This is a genomic window from Sphingopyxis yananensis (assembly GCF_020687785.1).
GTDB classification, from domain to species: Bacteria; Pseudomonadota; Alphaproteobacteria; order Sphingomonadales; family Sphingomonadaceae; genus Sphingopyxis; species Sphingopyxis yananensis.
Genome location: NZ_JAJEWI010000005.1, coordinates 874,805 through 895,198 on the forward strand (window position 1 = coordinate 874,805; position 20,394 = coordinate 895,198).

At 57.5% G+C, this 20,394-nt stretch carries 18 protein-coding genes; 12 read left to right on the plus strand and 6 right to left on the minus strand.

Going from position 1 to position 20,394, the window contains the following annotated elements; genetic code table 11:
- Positions 1-123: 123 nt before the first annotated feature.
- Complete coding sequence (gene dksA, locus LKO31_RS06630; protein ID WP_227689440.1) at positions 124-585, plus strand: RNA polymerase-binding protein DksA; 462 nt, start codon at positions 124-126, stop codon at positions 583-585.
- Between the two features lie 76 nt (positions 586-661).
- Entirely contained in the window at positions 662-1,060 is a 399-nt protein-coding gene (locus LKO31_RS06635; protein ID WP_227689442.1) for a PilZ domain-containing protein, read from the plus strand.
- Between the two features lie 309 nt (positions 1,061-1,369).
- Here LKO31_RS06635 and LKO31_RS06640 read toward each other — a convergent pair whose 3' ends face one another.
- Positions 1,370-1,525: a DUF465 domain-containing protein gene (locus tag LKO31_RS06640; protein WP_227689444.1), complete on the minus strand. Its 156-nt coding sequence runs from the start codon at positions 1,523-1,525 to the stop codon at positions 1,370-1,372.
- 126 nt (positions 1,526-1,651) lie between these two features.
- Here LKO31_RS06640 and LKO31_RS06645 point away from each other — a divergent pair, with 126 nt between their 5' ends.
- Together LKO31_RS06645 and LKO31_RS06650 are read left to right on the plus strand one after the other, a co-directional pair.
- Entirely contained in the window at positions 1,652-1,843 is a 192-nt protein-coding gene (locus tag LKO31_RS06645; RefSeq protein WP_227689446.1) for a YdcH family protein, read from the plus strand.
- A gap of 123 nt (positions 1,844-1,966) precedes the next feature.
- On the plus strand, positions 1,967-2,470 hold the full coding sequence (locus LKO31_RS06650) for a DUF1465 family protein (protein ID WP_227689448.1): 504 nt from the start codon (positions 1,967-1,969) through the stop codon (positions 2,468-2,470).
- A gap of 37 nt (positions 2,471-2,507) precedes the next feature.
- On the opposite strand, the gene LKO31_RS06655 is transcribed toward LKO31_RS06650, so the two are convergent.
- Positions 2,508-3,626, minus strand: coding sequence for a DUF2332 domain-containing protein (locus tag LKO31_RS06655; protein WP_227689450.1), 1,119 nt, complete (start codon positions 3,624-3,626; stop codon positions 2,508-2,510).
- Positions 3,627-3,664: 38 nt separating this feature from the next.
- On the opposite strand from LKO31_RS06655, the gene hisG reads away from it, so the two are divergent.
- The 5 genes from hisG (at position 3,665) to LKO31_RS06680 (ending at position 9,692) form a co-directional block, all read left to right on the plus strand.
- On the plus strand, positions 3,665-4,333 hold the full coding sequence (gene hisG, locus LKO31_RS06660; protein WP_227689451.1) for an ATP phosphoribosyltransferase: 669 nt from the start codon (positions 3,665-3,667) through the stop codon (positions 4,331-4,333).
- A complete protein-coding gene (gene hisD, locus LKO31_RS06665) occupies positions 4,317-5,612 on the plus strand; it encodes a histidinol dehydrogenase (RefSeq protein ID WP_227689452.1) in 1,296 nt (431 codons plus the stop codon). The genes hisG and hisD overlap by 17 nt, the downstream gene beginning before the upstream one ends.
- Before the next feature lie 12 nt (positions 5,613-5,624).
- Positions 5,625-6,074, plus strand: a complete 450-nt coding sequence (gene nusB, locus LKO31_RS06670) for a transcription antitermination factor NusB (protein WP_227689453.1) — start codon at positions 5,625-5,627, stop codon at positions 6,072-6,074.
- A gap of 89 nt (positions 6,075-6,163) precedes the next feature.
- Entirely contained in the window at positions 6,164-7,102 is a 939-nt protein-coding gene (gene thiL / locus LKO31_RS06675) for a thiamine-phosphate kinase (protein ID WP_227689454.1), read from the plus strand.
- A gap of 478 nt (positions 7,103-7,580) precedes the next feature.
- Positions 7,581-9,692, plus strand: a complete 2,112-nt coding sequence (locus LKO31_RS06680) for a sodium-translocating pyrophosphatase (protein WP_227689455.1) — start codon at positions 7,581-7,583, stop codon at positions 9,690-9,692.
- 79 nt (positions 9,693-9,771) lie between these two features.
- Here the strand turns inward: LKO31_RS06680 and LKO31_RS06685 are convergent, their stop codons facing one another.
- Together LKO31_RS06685 and LKO31_RS06690 are read right to left on the minus strand one after the other, a co-directional pair.
- Positions 9,772-10,383, minus strand: a complete 612-nt coding sequence (locus LKO31_RS06685) for a helix-turn-helix domain-containing protein (protein WP_227689456.1) — start codon at positions 10,381-10,383, stop codon at positions 9,772-9,774.
- Between the two features lie 255 nt (positions 10,384-10,638).
- The gene (locus LKO31_RS06690) at positions 10,639-12,999 is read right to left on the minus strand and encodes a bifunctional diguanylate cyclase/phosphodiesterase (RefSeq protein WP_227689457.1); all 2,361 of its coding nucleotides are present in this window, start codon (positions 12,997-12,999) and stop codon (positions 10,639-10,641) included.
- A 316-nt stretch (positions 13,000-13,315) separates the two neighbouring features.
- On the opposite strand from LKO31_RS06690, the gene LKO31_RS06695 reads away from it, so the two are divergent.
- Positions 13,316-14,539 (plus strand): NAD(P)/FAD-dependent oxidoreductase, encoded by a 1,224-nt coding sequence (locus LKO31_RS06695; protein ID WP_227689612.1) that lies wholly within the window; start codon positions 13,316-13,318, stop codon positions 14,537-14,539.
- A 31-nt stretch (positions 14,540-14,570) separates the two neighbouring features.
- Here the strand turns inward: LKO31_RS06695 and LKO31_RS06700 are convergent, their stop codons facing one another.
- Positions 14,571-15,269, minus strand: a complete 699-nt coding sequence (locus LKO31_RS06700) for a DUF4126 domain-containing protein (RefSeq protein ID WP_227689458.1) — start codon at positions 15,267-15,269, stop codon at positions 14,571-14,573.
- A gap of 208 nt (positions 15,270-15,477) precedes the next feature.
- Between LKO31_RS06700 and LKO31_RS06705 the strand changes: the two genes are divergently transcribed.
- On the plus strand, positions 15,478-16,269 hold the full coding sequence (locus LKO31_RS06705; protein ID WP_227689459.1) for an NUDIX hydrolase: 792 nt from the start codon (positions 15,478-15,480) through the stop codon (positions 16,267-16,269).
- Between the two features lie 31 nt (positions 16,270-16,300).
- Here the strand turns inward: LKO31_RS06705 and LKO31_RS06710 are convergent, their stop codons facing one another.
- Positions 16,301-17,158, minus strand: a complete 858-nt coding sequence (locus LKO31_RS06710) for a carbon-nitrogen hydrolase family protein (protein ID WP_227689460.1) — start codon at positions 17,156-17,158, stop codon at positions 16,301-16,303.
- 190 nt (positions 17,159-17,348) lie between these two features.
- Here LKO31_RS06710 and LKO31_RS06715 point away from each other — a divergent pair, with 190 nt between their 5' ends.
- Positions 17,349-20,390, plus strand: a complete 3,042-nt coding sequence (locus LKO31_RS06715; protein ID WP_227689461.1) for a M16 family metallopeptidase — start codon at positions 17,349-17,351, stop codon at positions 20,388-20,390.
- The last annotated feature ends 4 nt before the right edge of the window (positions 20,391-20,394 follow it).

Consider the following 20,394-nt stretch of genomic DNA (forward strand, 5'->3'; position numbering starts at 1 on the left):
GGGAAAAGCACATTTTGATTTGCTTTGCTGGCTTGTCACCATCACTTCATACGGTTATTAGGCGCGACAAGGCGTTGGGCGTCATAACGGTGCCCTGCAAACAAGAGGATGATAGAGCCGGACATGGAGACTCAGACCCTCGATATTGGCGCGGATGCGCTGCGTAAGGCGATTTCTAACCTCGACTCGGATTATCTGCCGAGTGATGACGAAGAGTTTATGAATGAGCGGCAGCAGGAATTTTTTCGCGGGCTGTTGATCGCTTGGAAAAAATCCATCCTGAGTGAATCGGAAACCACGCTGGCATCGCTGCAAAATGGGCCATTGATGGCACCAGATTTGGCCGATCGGGCATCCAGCGAAACCGATTGGGCGCTGGAATTGCGGACGCGGGATCGCCAACGCAAATTGATCGCCAAAATTGATGCTGCGCTGCGCCGCATTGACGAGGGTGAATATGGCTATTGCCAAGTGACGGGTGAGCCGATTTCCTTGGGTCGTCTTCGCGCCCGTCCCATTGCCACCATGACGCTGGAAGCGCAGGAACGGCACGAACGGAATGAGCGCATTTCCCGCGATGATTAAGCTGGTTCAGCCGCTGGCAAGGATAGTATTATAAGATATTCATTGGGGAATATGCGATCCAATGCTATCTGAAATTATGTCTGATTCCTTGCCAGATGACCATTGCGCGGACGCTGATCCAGCGCCGCATGCTGAACGAAATGGCGAACGCCAAAGCTTGTTCATGCATGGCGCATTGACGCTTGCCTATATGGATGCGCCGCAGCGCGTGCGTATCCGCAACCTGTCCAAGGGCGGGGTTATGGTGGAAAGCGCCCTGCCTGTGGAGATGGGCGAGCGGCTGGTTATTGAATTGCCCAATATTGGCGCGGTGCGTGGCCGTGCGGCATGGGTTGTGGAGGGCCGCTTTGGCGTGGCCTTTGACGCCGAGGTGGACCCCAATCAAGTGCGCCGCAAGGTCGAAATCACCAGCCCGAAAAACGAAGCTTATGTGGATTTGAACAAGCGTGTGGGGCGGCCTGGCTTTCGCAGTTGATCAAGCGTTGGCGGCGGGGGGCGGTGGATGTTGATGCCGCCCAACAATCGGTAATCTGTTTGCCATGACGCCAAAGGGATGCCACCAAAAAGCTGATAGCGGATGGGTGTTTGCAGCAAAATGCGCGTTCGCCAATTCGCAGATCATCAAATCGGGTTGGTGTGGCCATAGCGATTGGATTCTGGCCGCTACAAATCTGGCCAATAGGCTCTTGTCATTCTGACGATGAAATAATGGGAAAAGATCAAGCGGGGCCCCGCCCGATAGCCGGGCGACGCTGTGCGGCCCGGCTGGGTGTTTTGGCGATGCTTATACGCCGGCTAAGGATTCTTTTAATTTTAGCTTTTGTTTTTTAAGCTGAGATAACAGGGTCATATTGGGCGCAGGACGGCGCTCTTCTTTGTCAATCTTGGTCTGAATATCTGCGTGGCGGGATTGCAGCGCAGCTAAATGGGAATTGCTCATGCTCTTCTCCTCTCGACTCGACTGGAACTTTGAATAGATCATAGATTGGGGGCGAAATCTCCCCCATTCGACCAGATGGTTTCCATTGCGGATGGATTGACGCCGTGGCATCAGCAGCATGTGACTATGGACGAACTTGAACAGCGGCTAGAGGCGCTGAAAATCGAACATCGGGATTTGGACGACGCGATTGTTGCCATGTCTGAAAGAGCGATTCCCGACATGATGCAATTGGCGCGGCTAAAGAAGCGCAAGCTGCAATTGCGCGATGAAATGGCGTGGTGCGAAGATCAATTATTGCCGGATATTATCGCCTGATCGATGTGGGTTTCCCGTCAATATATTGATAAATTTATCTTTTGATAAAAACCATATTGTCCGGCTTTGGCACGTATAGGACCGTATGTGGGGCGTCCTATTGCAATTTGGTGATGCTGTGTCATGCCGCTATCTATGTGGAACGGTGATGCAAATCCGGTGATGGAATGGGCGCATGTGGCGCCTGTTCGCCGTGCGCAAATCGAAAGCCTGTATTCCGAAGCCTTGATCCTGATCGATGAGGCGCAGCAGATGTTCGCCCATGCGCAGGTGATGAATGCTGGCGGCTATGACCCCGAATTTACCGTAGCGGTGATGAGCGAGGTGATGTTGACCACCGCGCGGCTAACCCATGTTCAGGCGTGGTTGTTGCACCGCCGTGCGATGATCGCCGAGGACCCCAGTGCGCGCGGTGATGATAGGGCGGTGGTGCTGGATGGTGTGACGCCCGCCGATTGGGCTATTTGTCATTATATGCCGGAAGCGATGCGCCGGATTGTCGCGGCGAGTGAGCGGCTGATGGAGCGTTTGCATGTGATGGACAGCATATGGCGGGAAACCCCGATGGCGCTGCCCCATGTGGTGCCGGTGCATGAGATGATGGACATGCTGCGCGCGCGCCTGTGACGCGGGCGATAGGCTATGCTGGCCTATGAGCTTATAATCAATTGACCCATGCGCCATGGGCGTGGGCTTGTGCCAGCTTATGGGGTTCCGGGGCGGACGGCCAATGGCGCAAGATCAGTTCATGTTGCAACAAGCTGCGGTTCGCTTCGAGGGAAATCCATGCGAGCGGGCGGTCCGGGGTGGCGGCGCGCCCTGCGGCTTCCATCGCAAGGATGATATGCTGTTGCTGGTCGTCCGGAATATATTGCCAGACGATGGAGTGCATCAGCACCCGCGTTGTCCCAGCTAGCTGGGGGCGGCGCAATTGTTGTTCGACAAAATCGGCGGCGTTCATGCGCGACAGGCTGGGCGGCTTGGCTTGGGCGGCCGCAATGGCGGCTTCGAGGCGCGCAAAGCGTATGGGGTTGTCGGGCCAGATATAGGCTTTTAGGCGATTGGCTTGTTCGTCATCGCACAAATCAATGGGCGCGACATCGCAGCCAGCCAGCGATATGAATTCTAAGCTGTGTTGCGGCGGATGATGGCCGCGCCATTCGGGCTGAAGGCGCATGACGGCGTCTTGGGGGCCGACATGCACCCCGCCCAAATCATAATGATAGCGGTCGATCATCAGGTTAATCCCCGCGCTGGACCCAATTTCCATGACGTCAAAGCGAGCGGGGCAGCCTTGGTGGGTCAGCCACAACATGGCGGCGATGAAGCTGCTGGAGCGGCCTGCTTCGTTGGTTTGGGGCGGGCTGTCGAGCCAAGTTAGCAGTTCCGCGTCAAAGCGGCGGGCGACAGCGTTGATGATCAGCGCGTCATTGACCCCCGTGGCATCGGCATAAATGGGTGCAAGGTCGGGGGCTTGATGGGCCATATGCAGCGCATGAAAGCCCGCTGCGGCGCGCAAGGGGAGGGCATCGGCCAGCGCATTGCCGGCCCAATGGGCCATGCGGTGCGCAAAAAGGCTATGTGGCTCGCCCAGCAATTGGGCGATCGCCGCCACGACCCGCGCGGTGATGGGGGCGCCATTGGCGCGGCAATAGTCGACTTGATTGGCAAAGGCTTGTGCGACCGACAATGACGGCACGGGGGTGGCGGGCGCAGATGGCGGGGCGGCGGAATTTTTATCCGCTGGATGCGCATTTGGGTTGGAAAGATCGCGGTCTTGCATTGCCCTTTTCTCCCGTTCGCACTATGTGCCACACGCTTATGCCCGATCCTATCATCTTTGCCATCCCCAAGGGACGCATCCTCGACGAGGCTTTGCCGTTGCTTGCCCGTGTGGGCATCGAACCGGCCGCCGATTTCTTTGATAAAAAAAGCCGTGCGCTGATTTTTGGGACCAATCATCCCCATATATCCTTGATCCGTGTGCGCGCTTTTGACGTGGCGACCTTTGTCGCGCACGGCGCGGCCCAGATGGGCATTGTCGGGTCGGACGTTATTGACGAGTTTAATTATAGCGAGCTTTATGCCCCTGTGGATTTGGGCATAGGCCATTGCCGTGTGTCCTTGGCAGGGCCGGAAAATAGCGCGCCGCCGGGAATGAGCGAGAGCCATATTCGCGTCGCCACCAAATATCCCAACATCACCCGCCGCTATTTTGAGGGGCAGGGGATTCAGGCGGAATGCGTTAAGCTGAACGGGGCGATGGAAATTGCGCCCAAGCTGAATTTGGCCAGCCATATTGTCGATCTGGTATCCACAGGGCGGACCTTGGTGGAAAATGGCCTGAGCGAACAGGTGGTGATTAGCGAAGTGTCGGCGCGTTTGATCGTCAACCGCGCGGCGTTTAAGCTGCGATCCGCCGAAGTTCCGGCCTTGGTGGAACAATTCCGCGCGGCGGCGGCGCAAGGGGCTGATGATGCTGCGGCTTGACGCCAGCGCCGCCGATTTTGCAGCGCAATTTTCGGCCTTGGTGAATGACCGCCGCGAAAGCGCGTCGGATGTGTCGGTTGATGTGGCGGCGATTCTTGCGGCGGTAAAGCGCGATGGCGATGCGGCTTTGGCCGATTATACCGCGCGCTTTGATCATTTTGATTTGAACGAACAAGGGTGGAGCATTTCGGCAGCGGAATGCGCCGCCGCTTATGATGCGTTGGAACCCAAATTGCGCGATGCGCTGATATTGGCGGCAGAGCGTATTCGTGCCTATCATGCCGCGCAATTGCCCGAAGACCGCGATTACCGCGACGCAGCGGGGGCCCGCTTGGGTGCACGCTGGCGCGGTGTGGACGCGGCGGGTGTCTATGTGCCCGGCGGCCGCGCGGCCTATCCATCATCTGTGTTGATGAACATCATTCCCGCCAAGGTTGCGGGTGTGGACCGCATTGTGATGGTGACACCAACCCCCAAGGGTGCGGTGAACCATACGGTGATGGCGGCCGCTCATATTGCGGGCGTGGACGAAATTTGGCGTGTTGGCGGGGCGCAAGCCATTGCGGCCTTGGCCTATGGCACCGAGAAAATCGCGCCGGTCGATGTGGTGACGGGCCCTGGTAATGCGTGGGTGGCCGAAGCGAAGCGCCAAGTTTATGGCGTGGTGGGCATTGATATGGTGGCCGGACCCAGCGAAATTGTGGTGGTGGCCGATGGGAAGAATGACCCATTGGTGATTGCCGCCGATTTGCTGAGCCAAGCCGAGCATGACCCGACCAGCCAGTCGATTTTGTTCACCGATGATGCGGCCTTTGCCGATGCGGTGGCGGCCGGCGTGGAACATCATATCCCGCGCCTGTCGACCGCCGATACCATGCGGACAAGCTGGGATGATAATGGCGCGATTGTGCTGGTGCCCAGCCTGAGCGACGCAATTGCCCTGTGCGACCGTCTGGCCCCCGAACATTTGGAATTGGCCGTGGATGCCGACGAAGCGGACGCTTTGTTCGCCAAGGTGCGCCATGCGGGGTCGGTGTTTTTGGGTCGCCAAACGCCGGAAGCGATTGGCGATTATGTTGCCGGACCCAATCATGTGCTGCCTACGGGCCGCCGTGCGCGCTTTTCCAGTGGTCTGTCGGTGACAGATTTTATGAAACGCACCAGTTTTCTGGCGCTTGATGACGCCGCTTTGGCCGCCATTGGGCCCGCTGCGGTGGCTTTGGCCGATGCGGAAGGCTTGCCTGCCCACGCATTGTCGGTCAGCCAGCGCCTTAATTGAAATGAAGTGACTATGTCGAAACGCTCTATATCTCGTTCTGCGGCCCGCCTCGCGGCGGTGCAAGCCTTGTATCAGCATGAAATGGAAGGCACGCCCGTGGCGGCCTTGATCCATGAATTTCACCTGCACCGCTTGGGTGCTACCATCGAAGAAGAAGAATATGCGGGCGCGGATGTGCCTTTCTTTGACGATGTGGTGAAGGGCACTTTGGCGCGGCTGGACGAAGTCGATACCGCGATTACGGCGCGTTTGGCAGAGGGATGGTCGATGGACCGTCTGGACCGCACGATGAAGGCGATTTTGCGCGCCGGTGCTTATGAACTGATCGCCCGCGAAGATGTGCCGATTGGCGCAGCAGTGAGCGAATATGTCGATGTGGCCAAAGCCTTTTTCAGTGGCCGTGAACCAGCCTTTGCCAATGGTTTGTTGGACGCCATTGGCAAGGCCGTGCGCGCCAAATAAGCGAAGATTTTCGTCGCGCCTGATCCGCCGCCGCATTATCCTTGGGCCATGGCTGATGGATGGTGTGACTGGCAAAAGGATCAGGCGGGATGAGCCAAGAATTTGATTTCATTGCCCGTCTGCGGGCCATTGCCAGTGATCCTGCCGCAAGAGGCTTGGCCGATGATGCGGCTGTGCTGGGCGATTTGGTGATGACCCACGATATGATCGTGGAAGGGGTACATTATCTGCCCGACGACAGCCCGCAGGATATTGCTTGGAAATTGATCGGGGTGAATCTGTCCGACCTTGCCGCCAAGGGGGCAAAGCCGGTTGGCGTATTGATGGGTTATAGCCTTGGCGATGCGGCGTGGGACAGGGCATTTGCGGATGGATTGGCAGATGCTTTGGCCGCTTATGATGTTCCATTGCTGGGCGGGGACACGGTGCGGATGCTGGCGGGCGCGCCGCGCGCATTGGGCTTGACCGCATTGGGCCGCGCACCAGCGGGTGGTGCGCCGCTGCGCAGCACTATGCAAGCGGGTGATGATCTGTGGGTGAGTGGCACCATTGGTGATGCGGGGCTGGGTCTGGCGCTGAGGCTGGGGCAGATTCAGTTGGATGACGCGGAAGATGCTTATGCCGCTTACGCACGGCCCGTACCGCGCTTGGCGCTGGGGCAGGCAGCCGCGCCCTTTGTCAGCGCGATGATGGATGTATCGGATGGATTGTTGATCGATACGCTGCGCATGGCGCAGGCGAGCGGTTTGGCCGTGACGTTGCAACTGGACGCTGTGCCCTTGTCGTCCAGCTTTGTGCGTGCCCATGGCGACGGGCCTGATGCCTGTTTGACCGCGGCGACGGCGGGCGAAGATTTTGAACTGTTATTTTCCGCGCGTGCTGACATGGCACCGCAGATATTGTCGCTGGCGGACCATGTCGGTGTGGATGTGGTGCGGGTCGGGCAGGTGAGCATTGGGGACGGATTGCAACTGCGATACCGAAATTCCCCTGTTTCTTTGCCAGAAAAGCTGGGCTGGATGCATTAGGGTCAGCGCCCATATATTTCACGTTCGAGGCGCCGAAATGGCGAAGATATTAGTTTGGGGTGGATGCAGCGGGTCGCATCGCTACCCGCACGGATGCACGAGCCTGAGATCGAGGCCATTTCGGCGTCCCGTAGGGATTTGACCGATAGGCCCCATGGCTTCGTCGAAAATCCTTGAAATATTATCATATTCCTTCGGCTTTTCTCCTCGCCCTGCGGCCTATCGCCTCAAACCTCGAACGTAAAATATATGGGCCCTGACCCTAAAACCACGCAATATCCGATCATTATCGGAAAATATATGGGCCAGATGACTATAGAAAAAGCGCACTTGCCCTAAACAATCTTTCTTTCCATAACTGAAAGTCCGAACAATTTGGGGTGGTCGCATCAGGGAGAGGGCGCACCAGCAACAATAGGCGGGGCGTTTTCGACTGTTAAACATGGGTCCACCCCCAGTTTTGGGGAAGGAATAACCATTGTTAGATCCGGTTTTAATCGCGATAGCGTGCGGCATTCTTGCCGTCTTATATGGTCTGATTACAGCAAAACAGGTTTTGAGTGCGCCCGCGGGTAACGCCAAAATGCAAGAAATTGCTGGCGCTATTCAAGAAGGGGCCAAGGCTTATTTGGGCCGCCAATATCGCACCATTGCCATTGTTGGCGTGGTGGTGGCGATTTTGGTCGGCTATTTCTTGGGCGCTATTTCGGCGACGGGCTTTTTAATCGGGGCCATTTTGTCGGGCGCGGCGGGATATATTGGCATGCATATTTCGGTGCGGGCCAATGTGCGGACCGCCGCTGCAGCGCAGACGGGCTTGCAGGCCGGACTGACGATGGCTTTTCGCGCGGGCGCGATCACCGGATTGCTGGTGGCGGGTCTGGCGTTATTGGCGATTGCAGCCTTTTTCTATTATTTGACGGCCTTTGCCGGATATAGCGTGGGCGGCAGTGACCGCACCGTGGTGGACGCCTTGGTGGCCTTGGCCTTTGGTGCATCGCTCATTTCCATCTTTGCACGTTTGGGCGGCGGTATTTTTACCAAAGCGGCGGACGTGGGCGCGGATTTGGTCGGCAAGGTGGAGGCGGGTATTCCCGAAGATGACCCGCGCAACCCCGCCGTGATTGCGGACAATGTGGGCGACAATGTTGGCGACTGTGCGGGCATGGCGGCCGATTTGTTTGAAACCTATGTCGTGACTGTCGGCGCGACGATGGTGTTGATGGCTTTGTTGTTGAAAGGCGCGGGGGACGCGCTGATGCCGTTAATGAGCCTGCCTTTGTTAATTGGCGGGGTGTGCATCATCACGTCGATTATCGGCACTTATTTCGTGCGGCTGGGCAAAAGCAACAATGTGATGGGGGCGATGTATAAGGGCTTTTTCGTCACGGCTTTGCTGTCCATTCCCGCCATTTGGTGGTCGATCAGCCACACATTGGGTGATATGAGCGCCAATATTGCGAGCACCAATTTCAGCGGTGAAGATTTATTCTTTTGTTCCATGGTCGGCTTGGTGATCACCGCGCTGATCATTTGGATTACTGAATATTATACGGGCACCAATTATCGCCCTGTGCGGTCGATCGCCAAAGCGTCGGAGACTGGGCATGGCACCAATGTCATTCAGGGACTGGCGATTTCGTTGGAAGCAACGGCGCTGCCCACCATCGTCATTTGTGTGGGGATTATTGTCACCTATCAAGTGGCGGGACTGATTGGCATTGCCTTTGGCGCAACTGCGATGCTGGCCTTGGCGGGCATGGTTGTGGCGCTGGATGCTTATGGGCCCGTCACCGATAATGCGGGCGGCATAGCGGAAATGGCGGGGCTGGATGACAGTGTTCGCGAAAAAACCGACCTGCTGGACGCGGTGGGCAACACCACCAAGGCTGTCACCAAAGGCTATGCCATTGGGTCGGCGGGTTTGGCGGCACTGGTGTTGTTTGGCACTTACACGGCGGATATTACCGAATATTCGGCGGCCCTAGGGTTGGATGCACCCCTGACATTTTCCCTGTCATCGCCTTATGTGATTGTGGGATTGTTGCTGGGGGCGTTGCTGCCTTATTTGTTCGGCGCGCTGGGCATGACTGCGGTGGGCAAGGCGGCAGGCGATGTGGTGAAGGATGTGCGCGACCAATTTGCACAGGATAAGGGCATTATGGACGGCACCAGCCGCCCCAACTATGCCCGCACGGTGGATTTGGTGACCAAGGCAGCCATTCGGGAAATGATCATCCCGTCCTTGTTGCCGGTCTTGGCCCCGATTGCCGTCTATTTCATCATCCTGTGGGTGGCGGGTCCGGTGGCCGCGCTCGAAGCCTTGGGTGCCTTGTTGCTGGGTGTGATTGTGGGCGGCTTGTTCGTTGCCCTGTCGATGACATCGGGCGGCGGCGCTTGGGATAATGCCAAAAAATATATCGAAGATGGTCATCACGGCGGCAAGGGCAGCGAAGCCCATAAAGCGGCGGTGACTGGCGATACCGTCGGTGATCCTTATAAGGATACGGCCGGCCCTGCGGTGAATCCGATGATTAAAATCACCAATATTGTTGCGATATTGTTGCTGGCGGTGCTGGCACACGGATAGCCGATATGAAATCGGGGCGTTTCCATATTAAAAGTGGAAACGCCCCGACCATCCTCGGGGGGAGGATCGCGTTAAATGTCTAGCTTTGCAGGGCCTCGAAATAGCGATTGAGGCGTGAGCGGGATTCGTCGCTGAGCCGCATGTTGATGCGGCGACCGTCATTGGGGTCTTGTTGGCGGATCAGCCACCCTTGATCGGACAAAAGCTTGATCCAGCGCAGCGCCGTCGTGGTGGGCACGGCTGCTGCAATACAAAGGCTGGAAACGGAAACGTCGCTGCCTTCGAGTTCGGCGGCATATAGGTCAAGCAGCATGTCCCATGCGGGGTCGGCGAAAATTTCCGCGCTAAACAAATTTTCGCGCTTGCGCCGCTGGCGAATACGGTCACGCACGCGGGCTGCAAGCACCAATTTGTCGGCTGGGTCGCCGATGGCTGGGTGCGTGCGGCGCGCGTGTGTAAAGCCGTTATTTTCTGCGGCAAAGCCGATGAAGTTGCTGGGGAAGCCTGAACTAGCTTCATCGAATAAGGGGGCAGGGGCAGGGGTGGCGGATGTCCAAGACCCAGAGGAGATTTTTTCGATACTCTCTCTCAGGCTGTCAATTTGTTCCTCAAGGTCACGGATACGCCGACTATTAGCCCAGCCGCTATCGGCATGGGTTTGAAATTCCTCGGGCCTACTCATCTTGCTCATGATCTGTCTTTCCACCAAAAACAGCGTCCGAATTGGGCTATAGTCATGGGTTAGCAGATGGGTTGGAGGCGAGAATGTGGCATAGGTTCACTTTCGGTAGTATTTCCCCAACAATTTGAATTTAGTGCATTTAAATTTGGCCTCAAAATGATGCAATTTTATAGTAAAGTTTATGGAACTTTTCCCTGTTTCGTGAAATGGGAGGCTGCGCGCATCGGTGTTCCATAAGTAATTGTTATATAAGTAACCTTTATTTCAACGCATAGCGCGCAGCGGTATATCATCTGGTTCAGAATGGATGTGATCCGAAAAATATCCAATCTCAACCGGTGCGGCTGGCATGCCGAAGTAAAATCCTTGGGCCTGCGGGCAGCCTTCGTCAGATATAATTTTACGTTGTGCATCGGTTTCAACGCCTTCTGCGACCACTGGTAAGTCGAGGCTGCGGCCGAGGCCCACAATGGCGCGCAAGATCGATCGGGCGCTATCTTGGTGGGTCAACTGGCTGACAAAGCTGCGATCGATTTTGATCTTGTCAAAAGGGAAGGCCTGAAGGTTGCTGAGCGAGCTGTAGCCGGTACCAAAATCATCCATGACAATGCGGATGCCCAGCATTTTGAGGCGATGCAAAATGCTGAGCGCCGAATCCCGATCCCGCAGCATGACGCTTTCGGTGACTTCCAGTTCCAGCCGATGCGGAGCAAGGCCGGAATCTTGGAGAGCAGACGCCACGATGGCGGGAAGATTGGGCATTTGAAATTGAACCGCCGACACATTGACCGCAATGCTGATATGGTCTGGCCATTGCCGAGCGGTATTGCATGCTTCGCGCAAGACCCATTCCCCAATGGGGATGATGGCACCAATATCTTCGGCAATGGGGATGAATTGGTTGGGAGCGACCGTTCCACGTTCGGGGTGGTCCCAGCGTAGCAAGGCTTCATAGCCAATAATGTCGCCCGCATCGGTGGACACGAGGGGTTGATACATGAGGCGCAATTGGCCGCGCGCGACGGCGTGGCGCATATCATGTTCCAAATTGCGGCGTTCGCGAACCAAACGGTCCATATCTTGGTCGAAGAAACGCGCGGTTCCTCGGCCGCCGTCCTTGGCGCGATAGAGCGCAAAGTCGGCATGATGGCGCAGCATTTCGCCATGATGGGCGTCGTCGGGATAGAGCGCCACGCCAATGCTGACGCCGACGGCCATCGGGTCGCGCGTAATATCCATTTCGACGGCAAAGGCGTTCAGAATGCGCTGGGCCAATTGTTGTGCGTCATCGACACCATGAACATGGCGTTGGATGATTAAAAATTCGTCCCCGCCGATGCGAGACACCAAGTCGCAATGCGATACATTATCGCGCAGCAGGGCCGCGACACGGCATAAAATCGCATCGCCTGCGGCATGGCCGAACACGTCATTCACCGCTTTGAATCGATCAAGGTCGAGCGCGAGCAAAGCGAAATTTTCGTCGGTTTTGCACAATTGATCCAGCACCATGGTGAAATGGGCGCGGTTGGGTAGGTCGGTTAGGGCGTCGTGGGCCGCAAGATGCGCGATGCGCTTTTCCGCCTTTTTGCGCGCCGTGAGGTCGCGGACCGCCAAGACTTGGCATTGTTTTCCGCGATATTCGATATCATGGGTGTTGACCTCGACAATCATAAACTCGCTATTGAGACGGGCGACTGTGGCCTCTGCTGGGCGGGTGCGGGGTTGATGCAGAGGCTCTCCATCCGTTGGTTCGAACCAATGATTGGGGTCGGCGCCAATCAGATCCTGTGGTTCGACCTTGAGCAAAGCCGCGAGTTGGTGGTTTGCTTCGATAATGCGGCCGTGGCTGATAATCGCCAAGCCTTCGAGGGTCGCTTCGGTTAAGCCACGCAAATCCGTTAACATGCGGTCGACGATGGCGCTGATGATGACGGCCAATATCATGGTGAAGGTGACAGCGGCTATGCTGCCGACCAGCCAATTCGGATTGGTGTCGATATTGGTCAGGCCCAGCGTGGGGTCTGGAACCAAGATAGTGGCAGACATGGCCGTAAAGTGCAGCGCGATGACGCCAAAAATAGCAAAAGCCGCAGGGATGACAATTTGCCAAGCGCCCTGAAGCTTGGAAAAGCTATAATAAGCTGCACTGAAGGCAAGGGCCACCAAAATGCAGGATGTGATGATCGGCGACCATTGATAATGAATGGATGCAGGAGCAATAATCGCAGACATGCCTGTGAAATGCATGGCGGCGATGCCCAGCATGGCGACGATACCGGCGGTTAAGCAGCGACCGCTATGGGGTTTGGAACCCATGATTTGCAAGCTGATGCCAAAACCAAGGATGACAAACACCACGCTGAGGGTCGTCAGCCCAGGCCCAAAGCTGATGGGCATGCTGCCGTCATAAGCCAGCATGGCGATAAAGTGGGTCGCCCAAACCCCTAGCCCCGCGACAATGGATGTGACGAGCAGCCAACGGCGACGGCGCGCCTCGACGCAGTCGGTGGCACGCTTGAGCAGCAAAAACATGGCCATGCTGCCGAATATCCACACCAAAGCGGCCAATAGGACAAGGCCGTGTTGATGTTGTTCGGCAATACATTCGACGACACGAAACATGTTTTCCCCCTATTTAGAGGAGTAGATGTGACCCAAGAGGGTTAACACTATGTTGTGATACTTTCCTATGTGGTAGTAAATATTGGAAATTGGATCGTGATTGGAAACTTAACGAATTGAATTATACGGATAATGGCCGGAATATGCTGCCATATTGGTAGTTGTTTCATGGGCGATGGTTCGTGGGGCCTAGCACTTGCGTCAGACGGCGGGCCGTGCAAGGGCAGGCGGCGATAGGCGGAGGATATGCCCTGTACGGTTTGGTCGGCCCATGCTGATCGGCGAAGCAGAAGGTGATATAGAAAGAGGATGCGTGATGCAGTTTGACGTGGTGATTGTAGGCGGTGGTCATGGCGGTGCGCAGGCAGCGGTGGTGCTGCGGACGCAGAAATATGAAGGCACGATTGCGATTATCGGCGATGAGCCCGAACTGCCTTATGAACGCCCCCCTTTGTCCAAAGAATATTTTGCGGGCGAAAAGGAATTTGAACGCATTTTGCTGCGCCCTGAAAAATATTGGAACGAACGCGGTATCACCATGATGCTGGGCCAAAAAGTGGTGGCCGTCGATGCCGACGCGCATCAGGTGACTTTGGCCGATGGCACGAGCGTGGGTTATGGCAAGTTGATTTGGGCCACGGGCGGTTCGCCGCGCGTTCTGCCTTTGCCTGGCGGCGATTTGGCTGGCGTTCAGGGCGTGCGGACCCGCGCTGATGCGGATGCCATGAAACGGGCGTCGGAAACAGCGCAGAATATTGTGGTCATTGGCGGCGGTTATATTGGCTTGGAAGCCGCAGCGGTGTTGAGCAAGGCTGGCAAGAAAGTGGTGTTGCTAGAAGCCTTGGACCGCGTTTTGGCCCGCGTGGCGGGAGAGCCTTTGTCGCGATTCTATGAACTAGAGCATCGCAGCCACGGCGTGGACCTGCGTCTTGGTGTGGGCATTGAGGCGCTGGAAGGCGACGGTCATGTCACCGGCGTGCGTTTGGTGGGCGGCGAGGTGATCCCTGCGGATCTGGTGATTGTCGGTATTGGCATTGTGCCCGCCGTCGAGCCTTTGCTGGCGGCTGGCGCAGAGGGCGGCAATGGTGTGAATGTGGACAGCATTTGCCGCACCAGCTTGACCGATATTTACGCCATTGGCGATTGCGCGGCGCACAGCAATGGCTTTGCCGAAGGCGCGACCATAAGATTGGAATCGGTGCAGAACGCCAATGATCAGGCCAACGTAGTCGCCAAGTCGATTTGCGGTACGGATCAGGATTATCATGCCGTGCCTTGGTTCTGGTCGAACCAATATGATTTGCGTTTGCAAACCGTTGGCCTGTCGACAGGGCATGATGAAGCTGTGCTGCGCGGGGATGTGGCGGCGCGCAGTTTCTCGATTGTTTATTTGAAACAAGGCCGTGTGATTGCGCTGGATTGTGTGAACGCGACCAAAGATTATGTTCAGGGCCGTGCGTTGGTGCTGAACGGCGCGGAAATCGCGGCAGAGAAATTGGCGGATGCCAGCGTGCCGTTGAAGGAAATGCTGACGGCTTGATGCGGTCAGCCCAGCATTGCAGCCATCCCCCCTATATGGCCACCCTGTCAGGGATGGTCGGATGATATGGGGGGAGTGGTGGCTGCGTTGGGGACCTCGGCTGAATATGGGGTGACGGCCTATCAACCGCCTGACTGGGTTCGCGATTAAGAAAGCGCCGTGCAGAGCGGGCGAGGCGGCGCAGCGCGATGATCACCACAATCGCCGCGATCAGCAACACGAGGGCGATGACCACCCCCAGCATGGGAAAAGCAACGACCAGAGCCAACAGACCGGTTGTGGCGACGTCTTCGCCCGCGGACACAGCGGCGTTGGTGTAGGGTTCGGGGCTGAGGTTGACCATCGCCCGCGTGCCCGACTTTGCGCCGTGGCTGATGAGGGCAGCGCCCCCGCCCAGCAACAGCGACACCACTTGCCATACAGGATCAGAGGCATCGACGACCGCCAAGGTTAAGAGCGCGCCGCCGACAGGGCGAATGACGCTGTGGACCATATCCCAAAAACTGTCGAACCATGCGATTTTGTCGGCTAGAAATTCAGCCACCGTGCCCGCCGCCGCGATGCCCAGCACCCAGGGATTTGCCAAGACTTGCAGCGATTGCAGATGTTCGGGCAAGGGCAGCCAGCCAAAATGCATGGCAACCCCCGTCACAAAGACGGTCAGATAGAGACGCCAACCGGCCAAGAGGCTGAGACTGCCTGCAACGCCCAAAATTTCGGTTATGCCCACCGCGCTCTCCCCGAACAGAATAGATATTTTGTGCCGTGTCGTCCGATAGCGGCTGCGATATCATGGGAAGAAATGCTTATCGCGAACAATGGCTGCATGATGGACGCTCGGTGGGTGATGGAACGAGCCTTTTGCTGATCCGATGCGGTGTTCGACTTGGTGCTATTGATGGGGTGACAAGCGCCCTGCGGCTGGATAGGGTTGGGCCATGACAAATAAAAAGCGCGACGGGCAAGCATCCCTGCCGGACAATGCCATTCCAGCAGCGACGCTGGTGATCATGCGCCCGGGAGAGGGTGCGGGGCCTGACGAAATCCTGCTGGTCAAGCGGGCGTCGAACATGGCCTTTGCGGCGGGGGCGATAGTGTTTCCCGGTGGCCGGCTGGATGACGATGATTATTTGGTCGCGCGCCAACATGGCTTTGCCGACGGCGACCCCGATGGCGCTGCGCGGGTGGCCGCCTTGCGGGAAACATTGGAAGAAACGGGTATGGCGGTGGGCTGGGACAGCCTGCAAGGGCCCAAGCTGGACGAGGTTCGGCGTAGCTTGTTAAACGGTGGTTTATTGTCGCAAATTTTGGAGCATCGCGGCGAGAAGATCGCTTTGGATAGCTTGGTTCCCTTTGCGCGTTGGTGCCCGAATTTCAAAGAAGCCCGTACCTTTGATACAAGATTTTACGCCGTTCAAGCGCCTAGCGAGCATGCGGAGCTGAGCTTTGAGGAAGCGGAGCTGAGCCATTTATTTTGGGCGAGCGCCCGCGATACGTTGGATATGGCCGATCGCGGCGAGGTGGATGTTATTTTCCCAACGCGCCGCAATTTGGAACGCTTGGCCAGCGCGCCGCTGTTTAGCGAATTTTCGCGCCATGCCGCAGATTATCCGCCGCAATTGATTACGCCGTGGCTGGAAGACCGCGAGGGCGATACGCATTTGTGCATTCCCGACGGCATGGGATATCCCGTGACATCGGAATTGTTCAAGACCGTGCGGCGTAGTTGACCCCCAAGGCGGGGTTTTCGTTGACGGCGACTTATAGGGTGACCGCCCGCATGGCGCGCGAACGGGCCAAGGGGATGGCGCTGCGCGCTGTGCTGCGTTGCTGTGGGTCTATGGCGGCGTAGAGGATATGAAAGCCGGCATCCTGAGCCGAACCATCGGCATCGCCGCCAGCATCGCCAATCACCTCGCCCCATGGGGCCACCGCCAAGCTGTGACCATAGGTAGAGCGGCCATCGGCATGCTGGCCGCATTGCGCGGTGGCCAAGACATGGCAACCGGTTTCAATGGCGCGGGCGCGCATCAAGACATGCCAATGCGCCTCGCCCGTGGGGACCGTGAAGGCGGCCGGAATGGCGATCACTTCTGCGCCCATATCGGTTAAGCGGCGGTATAATTCGCCAAAGCGCAGGTCATAACAAATGCTCAGGCCCATTTTGCCCAAAGGTGTGTCCACCACCACCACTTGGTTGCCGCCGTCATATAGGGCGGATTCGGTCCAAGCCTCGCCCGTCGGCAGGGATACGTCGAACATATGGATTTTGTCGTAGCGGGCCTGAATCTGGCCATTTGCGTCGATGACATGGGTGCGGTTGACGCGGCGTTGGCCGTCCTGTGCCAGAAACGCAATCGACCCTGTGTGCAGCCACAGCCGATGTTGGCGCGCCAGATTTTGCAGTTCGCGCAGGTGCGGACTGTCTTGTTCCGTATAAATGTGGGGCGCGGCGCGCTGGCGGTCCCTGTCGAGCAACAGCGACATTTCGGGCAACATGAGCATGACCGCCCCCTGTGCTGCGGCTTGTTCCATACCCAAGGCGATGTGCGCCAAATTGGCGTCAGGATCGGTCCCGCTGGTCATTTGCATCAGGGCGGCGATGGGCGGGTTGGTCATGTTGGGGCCTTGTGTGATGGCAAAAGAGCGGCGACGGCAAAATCATTCATTTCCGGTGTAAATTAACCATAGATGCGATGCGTTGCAAAGATTGCCTTATATAGCGGCATTTTATTGGGGGCGGGGCGGAACTGCTTTTTCCGCAACAAGTTCATTAGCCAGACAGGTTTCATGGCGATAAGCAATATATATGGTTCAATATTTCGCGCGGCGCGCATTTCGTTTTCAGCACAAATTGATTCTGTCGGTTGCAGCGGCCGCTTTGTTGTGCCCGACCCCAATGTTGGCGAAGGAAAAAGCGCCGCAGCAGCAGGTTCAGCGCAAGGCGGATCAGGATTGGCTCTATGCCGGATCGGATATTCCGCGCGATGCGGGGTGGCGTTTTGGTATTTTGCCCAATGGCCTGCGCTATGCGGTGCGGCGCAATGAAGTGCCGCCCGGCCAAGTCGCCATTCGCGTACGCATGGATGTCGGGTCGCTGCACGAAACAGAGGCGGAGCGCGGCTATGCCCATTTGCTGGAGCATCTGAGCTTTCGGGGGTCGACCTATATTCCGGATGGCGAAGCCAAGCGCATTTGGCAACGTTTTGGCGTTAGTTTTGGCAGCGATTCCAATGCGGTGACCACGCCGACCCACACCGTGTATAAATTGGACCTGCCCAGCGCGACCAACGCCAGCTTGGACGAAAGCATGAAATTGCTGTCGGGTATGTTGCGCGCGCCCGCCATTAATAATGTTTCGGTGCGGTCCGAACGCGGTGTGACCATGGCGGAACTGCGCGAAAATGACGGGCCGCAGTCGCGGGTCTCCGAACAATTGGTCGGCCATATGATGGCGGGAACATTGCTGGCCGATCGCCGCCCGATCGGCACGGTGGCATCGCTGTCGTCCGCCGAGGCAGAGGCGGTTTCTGCCTTTCATGACCGTTGGTATCGGCCCAGCCGCGCGGTGGTGGTGATATCGGGCGATGGCGACCCTGTGCTGTTTGAGCAGTTGATCAAACGCTATTTTGGGGATTGGCGCGGCAAAGGGCCAGCGCCCGCCGACCCTGATAAGGGCGCTTTGGATGTGTCCGCGCCGGAGGTGCTGAATATTGTCGAACCGGGCCAGCCGGTGGGCTTGTCGCTGGGCTGGGTACGGCCCTGGGTGAAGCGGGTGGATACGCTGGACAACACCTATCGACTTTATATGGAATATTTGGCGCAAGCGTTGGTGAACCGCCGCTTGGAAAATCAGGCGCGGCGCGGCGGCAGCTTTTTGGTGGCGACGGCCAGCCAAGAATATACCAGCCGCACGGTGGACACGACCTTGGTCAATATTGTGCCAGTTGGGGATTGGAAGGCGGCGCTGGCGGATACCCGCGGGGTGATTGCCGACGCGCTGCAAACCGCGCCGTCACAGGCCGAAATTGACCGCGAATCCAATGAAATTGCGGCCTATTTGCGCAAGGAATTGGAAAATGCCAGCAATGAACCAGGGGCGCGTTTGGCGGATGATCTGGTCAATAGTGTGGACATCAACGAAGTGGTCGCTAGCCCGCAGACCCATGTGAATATCTTTGAACAGGTGCGCGCGCGCGCCACACCGGACGAGTTGTTGGCGGTGACGCGCGCGCTATATCAGGGCAAGGTCAAGCGGTTGGTGCTGATTACGCCGACGCCGGTCGAGGGCGGCACGGCGGCCTTGCAAGCGGCCTTTGATGCGCCCGTTACCCCCATTGACCAACGGCTGAGCAGCAATGGCGCGAAGTTTAGCGATTTGCCCAGCATCGGCCCCGCGGGATCGGTGATCGCGGAACAGCGGATGGCGGGGATGCGGCTGGACCAATTGCATTTGTCCAATGGCGTGCGCGCCATGGTGACCGACAATTTGATTGAACCCGGCAAAGTGCGTGTGCGCGTGCGCTTTGGGTCGGGATATCGCAGCCAGACGGCAAACAAACCCAATTTGCTGTGGTCGGGCGATTATGCCTTGATGGCCAGCGGTGTCGGGCCGTGGGGATTGAACGACATGGACGAGGCGATGAATGGTCGCCAGATTCAGATGAATTTTGCGGTCGAGGATGACGCCTTTGAATTAACCGCCGAAAGCAGCACGGCGGACATTGCCGATCAATTGACGCTGTTGGCCCAGAAATTGGCGCACCCGCGCTGGGATGCGGCGCCCGTGGCGCGGATGCGGGTCAGTATGTTGACCGGATATGATCTGGCCGAAGCGACGCCCAATGCGGTGCTGGATGCGCAATTGCGCGGCCTGTTGTCCGACAATGACCCGCGTTGGACTCCGCCCAGCAAGGCAGAGATTGAGGCGCTGACGCCGGAAAGTTTCAAGGCATTTTGGCAGCCCTTGTTGGCCAGCGGGCCCATTGAGGTGCAGTTGTTCGGCGATTTGCGCGGGGTCGATTATCGTGCCTTGCTGGCGTCGACCTTTGGGGCTTTGTCGCCGCGCACCCGTGTGGAACCGGAAGCTGGGGCGCTGGTGCGTTTCCCCAAGGCCGGCACGCAGCCCACCGTTGTGCATCATAATGGCGATGGCCAACAGGCCGCCGCCGTCATGGCATGGCCGACCAGTGGCGGCTTGCAAGACACAAGGGACAGCCGCGCGTTGGAGGTTTTGGCGTCGGTGTTCAGCGACCGCTTGTTTGACCGTCTGCGGTCGGAACAGGGCAGCAGCTATAGCCCGATGGTGCAAAGCAATTGGCCCACTGCCTTTGGGAATAGCGGCGGCTATATCATGGCGCTGAGCTTGCTATCCTATCAAGATATCGCGCCATTTTACGATATTGTCGCGGATATTTCCGCCGATTTGATCGCCAACCCACTGAGCGCGGACGAATTGGCGCGTCATTTGGGGCCGCTGCGCGAGCAGTTGATGCGGGCATCCACCGGCAACGCCTTTTGGCAATATGTGCTGCGCGGGGCGACACGCGATACGCGCATTGCGCAAAATGCCATTTCGATGGAGGCCGATTATAACAGCGTTACTGCCGCCGATGTTCAGCGATTGGCGGCGCGCTATATGCGCGGAAAAATGCCATGGAAACTGGCGGTGTTGCCGCAAAAAGTGACAATGGCAGATGTGGAGCAAGCCGGCAAAGTGGACCGCCGCGTGGGAGATGTGCCCCAAACGGCACCGCAGCCTGTGCCAGCCCCGCAACCGACCCCGACCACGCGCCCTGTGGCCCCGCGCGACCCCGCCGTGCCGACGGGGTCGCCGCTGCCCGTTGGGTGATGGG

Bases quoted from the DNA above. Each gene is read 5' to 3' on its own strand.
- LKO31_RS06650 (WP_227689448.1), top strand. From the start codon at position 1,967: ATGCCGCTATCTATGTGGAACGGTGATGCAAATCCGGTGATGGAATGG.
- LKO31_RS06685 (WP_227689456.1), bottom strand. From the start codon at position 10,383: ATGAGCAAGATGAGTAGGCCCGAGGAATTTCAAACCCATGCCGATAGC.
- LKO31_RS06695 (WP_227689612.1), top strand. From the start codon at position 13,316: ATGCAGTTTGACGTGGTGATTGTAGGCGGTGGTCATGGCGGTGCGCAG.
- hisD (WP_227689452.1), top strand. From the start codon at position 4,317: ATGATGCTGCGGCTTGACGCCAGCGCCGCCGATTTTGCAGCGCAATTT.
- LKO31_RS06710 (WP_227689460.1), bottom strand. From the start codon at position 17,158: ATGACCAACCCGCCCATCGCCGCCCTGATGCAAATGACCAGCGGGACC.
- thiL (WP_227689454.1), top strand. From the start codon at position 6,164: ATGAGCCAAGAATTTGATTTCATTGCCCGTCTGCGGGCCATTGCCAGT.
- LKO31_RS06645 (WP_227689446.1), top strand. From the start codon at position 1,652: ATGGACGAACTTGAACAGCGGCTAGAGGCGCTGAAAATCGAACATCGG.
- dksA (WP_227689440.1), top strand. From the start codon at position 124: ATGGAGACTCAGACCCTCGATATTGGCGCGGATGCGCTGCGTAAGGCG.
- LKO31_RS06640 (WP_227689444.1), bottom strand. From the start codon at position 1,525: ATGAGCAATTCCCATTTAGCTGCGCTGCAATCCCGCCACGCAGATATT.
- LKO31_RS06635 (WP_227689442.1), top strand. From the start codon at position 662: ATGTCTGATTCCTTGCCAGATGACCATTGCGCGGACGCTGATCCAGCG.
- LKO31_RS06715 (WP_227689461.1), top strand. From the start codon at position 17,349: ATGGTTCAATATTTCGCGCGGCGCGCATTTCGTTTTCAGCACAAATTG.
- LKO31_RS06705 (WP_227689459.1), top strand. From the start codon at position 15,478: ATGACAAATAAAAAGCGCGACGGGCAAGCATCCCTGCCGGACAATGCC.
- LKO31_RS06655 (WP_227689450.1), bottom strand. From the start codon at position 3,626: ATGCAAGACCGCGATCTTTCCAACCCAAATGCGCATCCAGCGGATAAA.
- nusB (WP_227689453.1), top strand. From the start codon at position 5,625: ATGTCGAAACGCTCTATATCTCGTTCTGCGGCCCGCCTCGCGGCGGTG.
- hisG (WP_227689451.1), top strand. From the start codon at position 3,665: ATGCCCGATCCTATCATCTTTGCCATCCCCAAGGGACGCATCCTCGAC.
- LKO31_RS06690 (WP_227689457.1), bottom strand. From the start codon at position 12,999: ATGTTTCGTGTCGTCGAATGTATTGCCGAACAACATCAACACGGCCTT.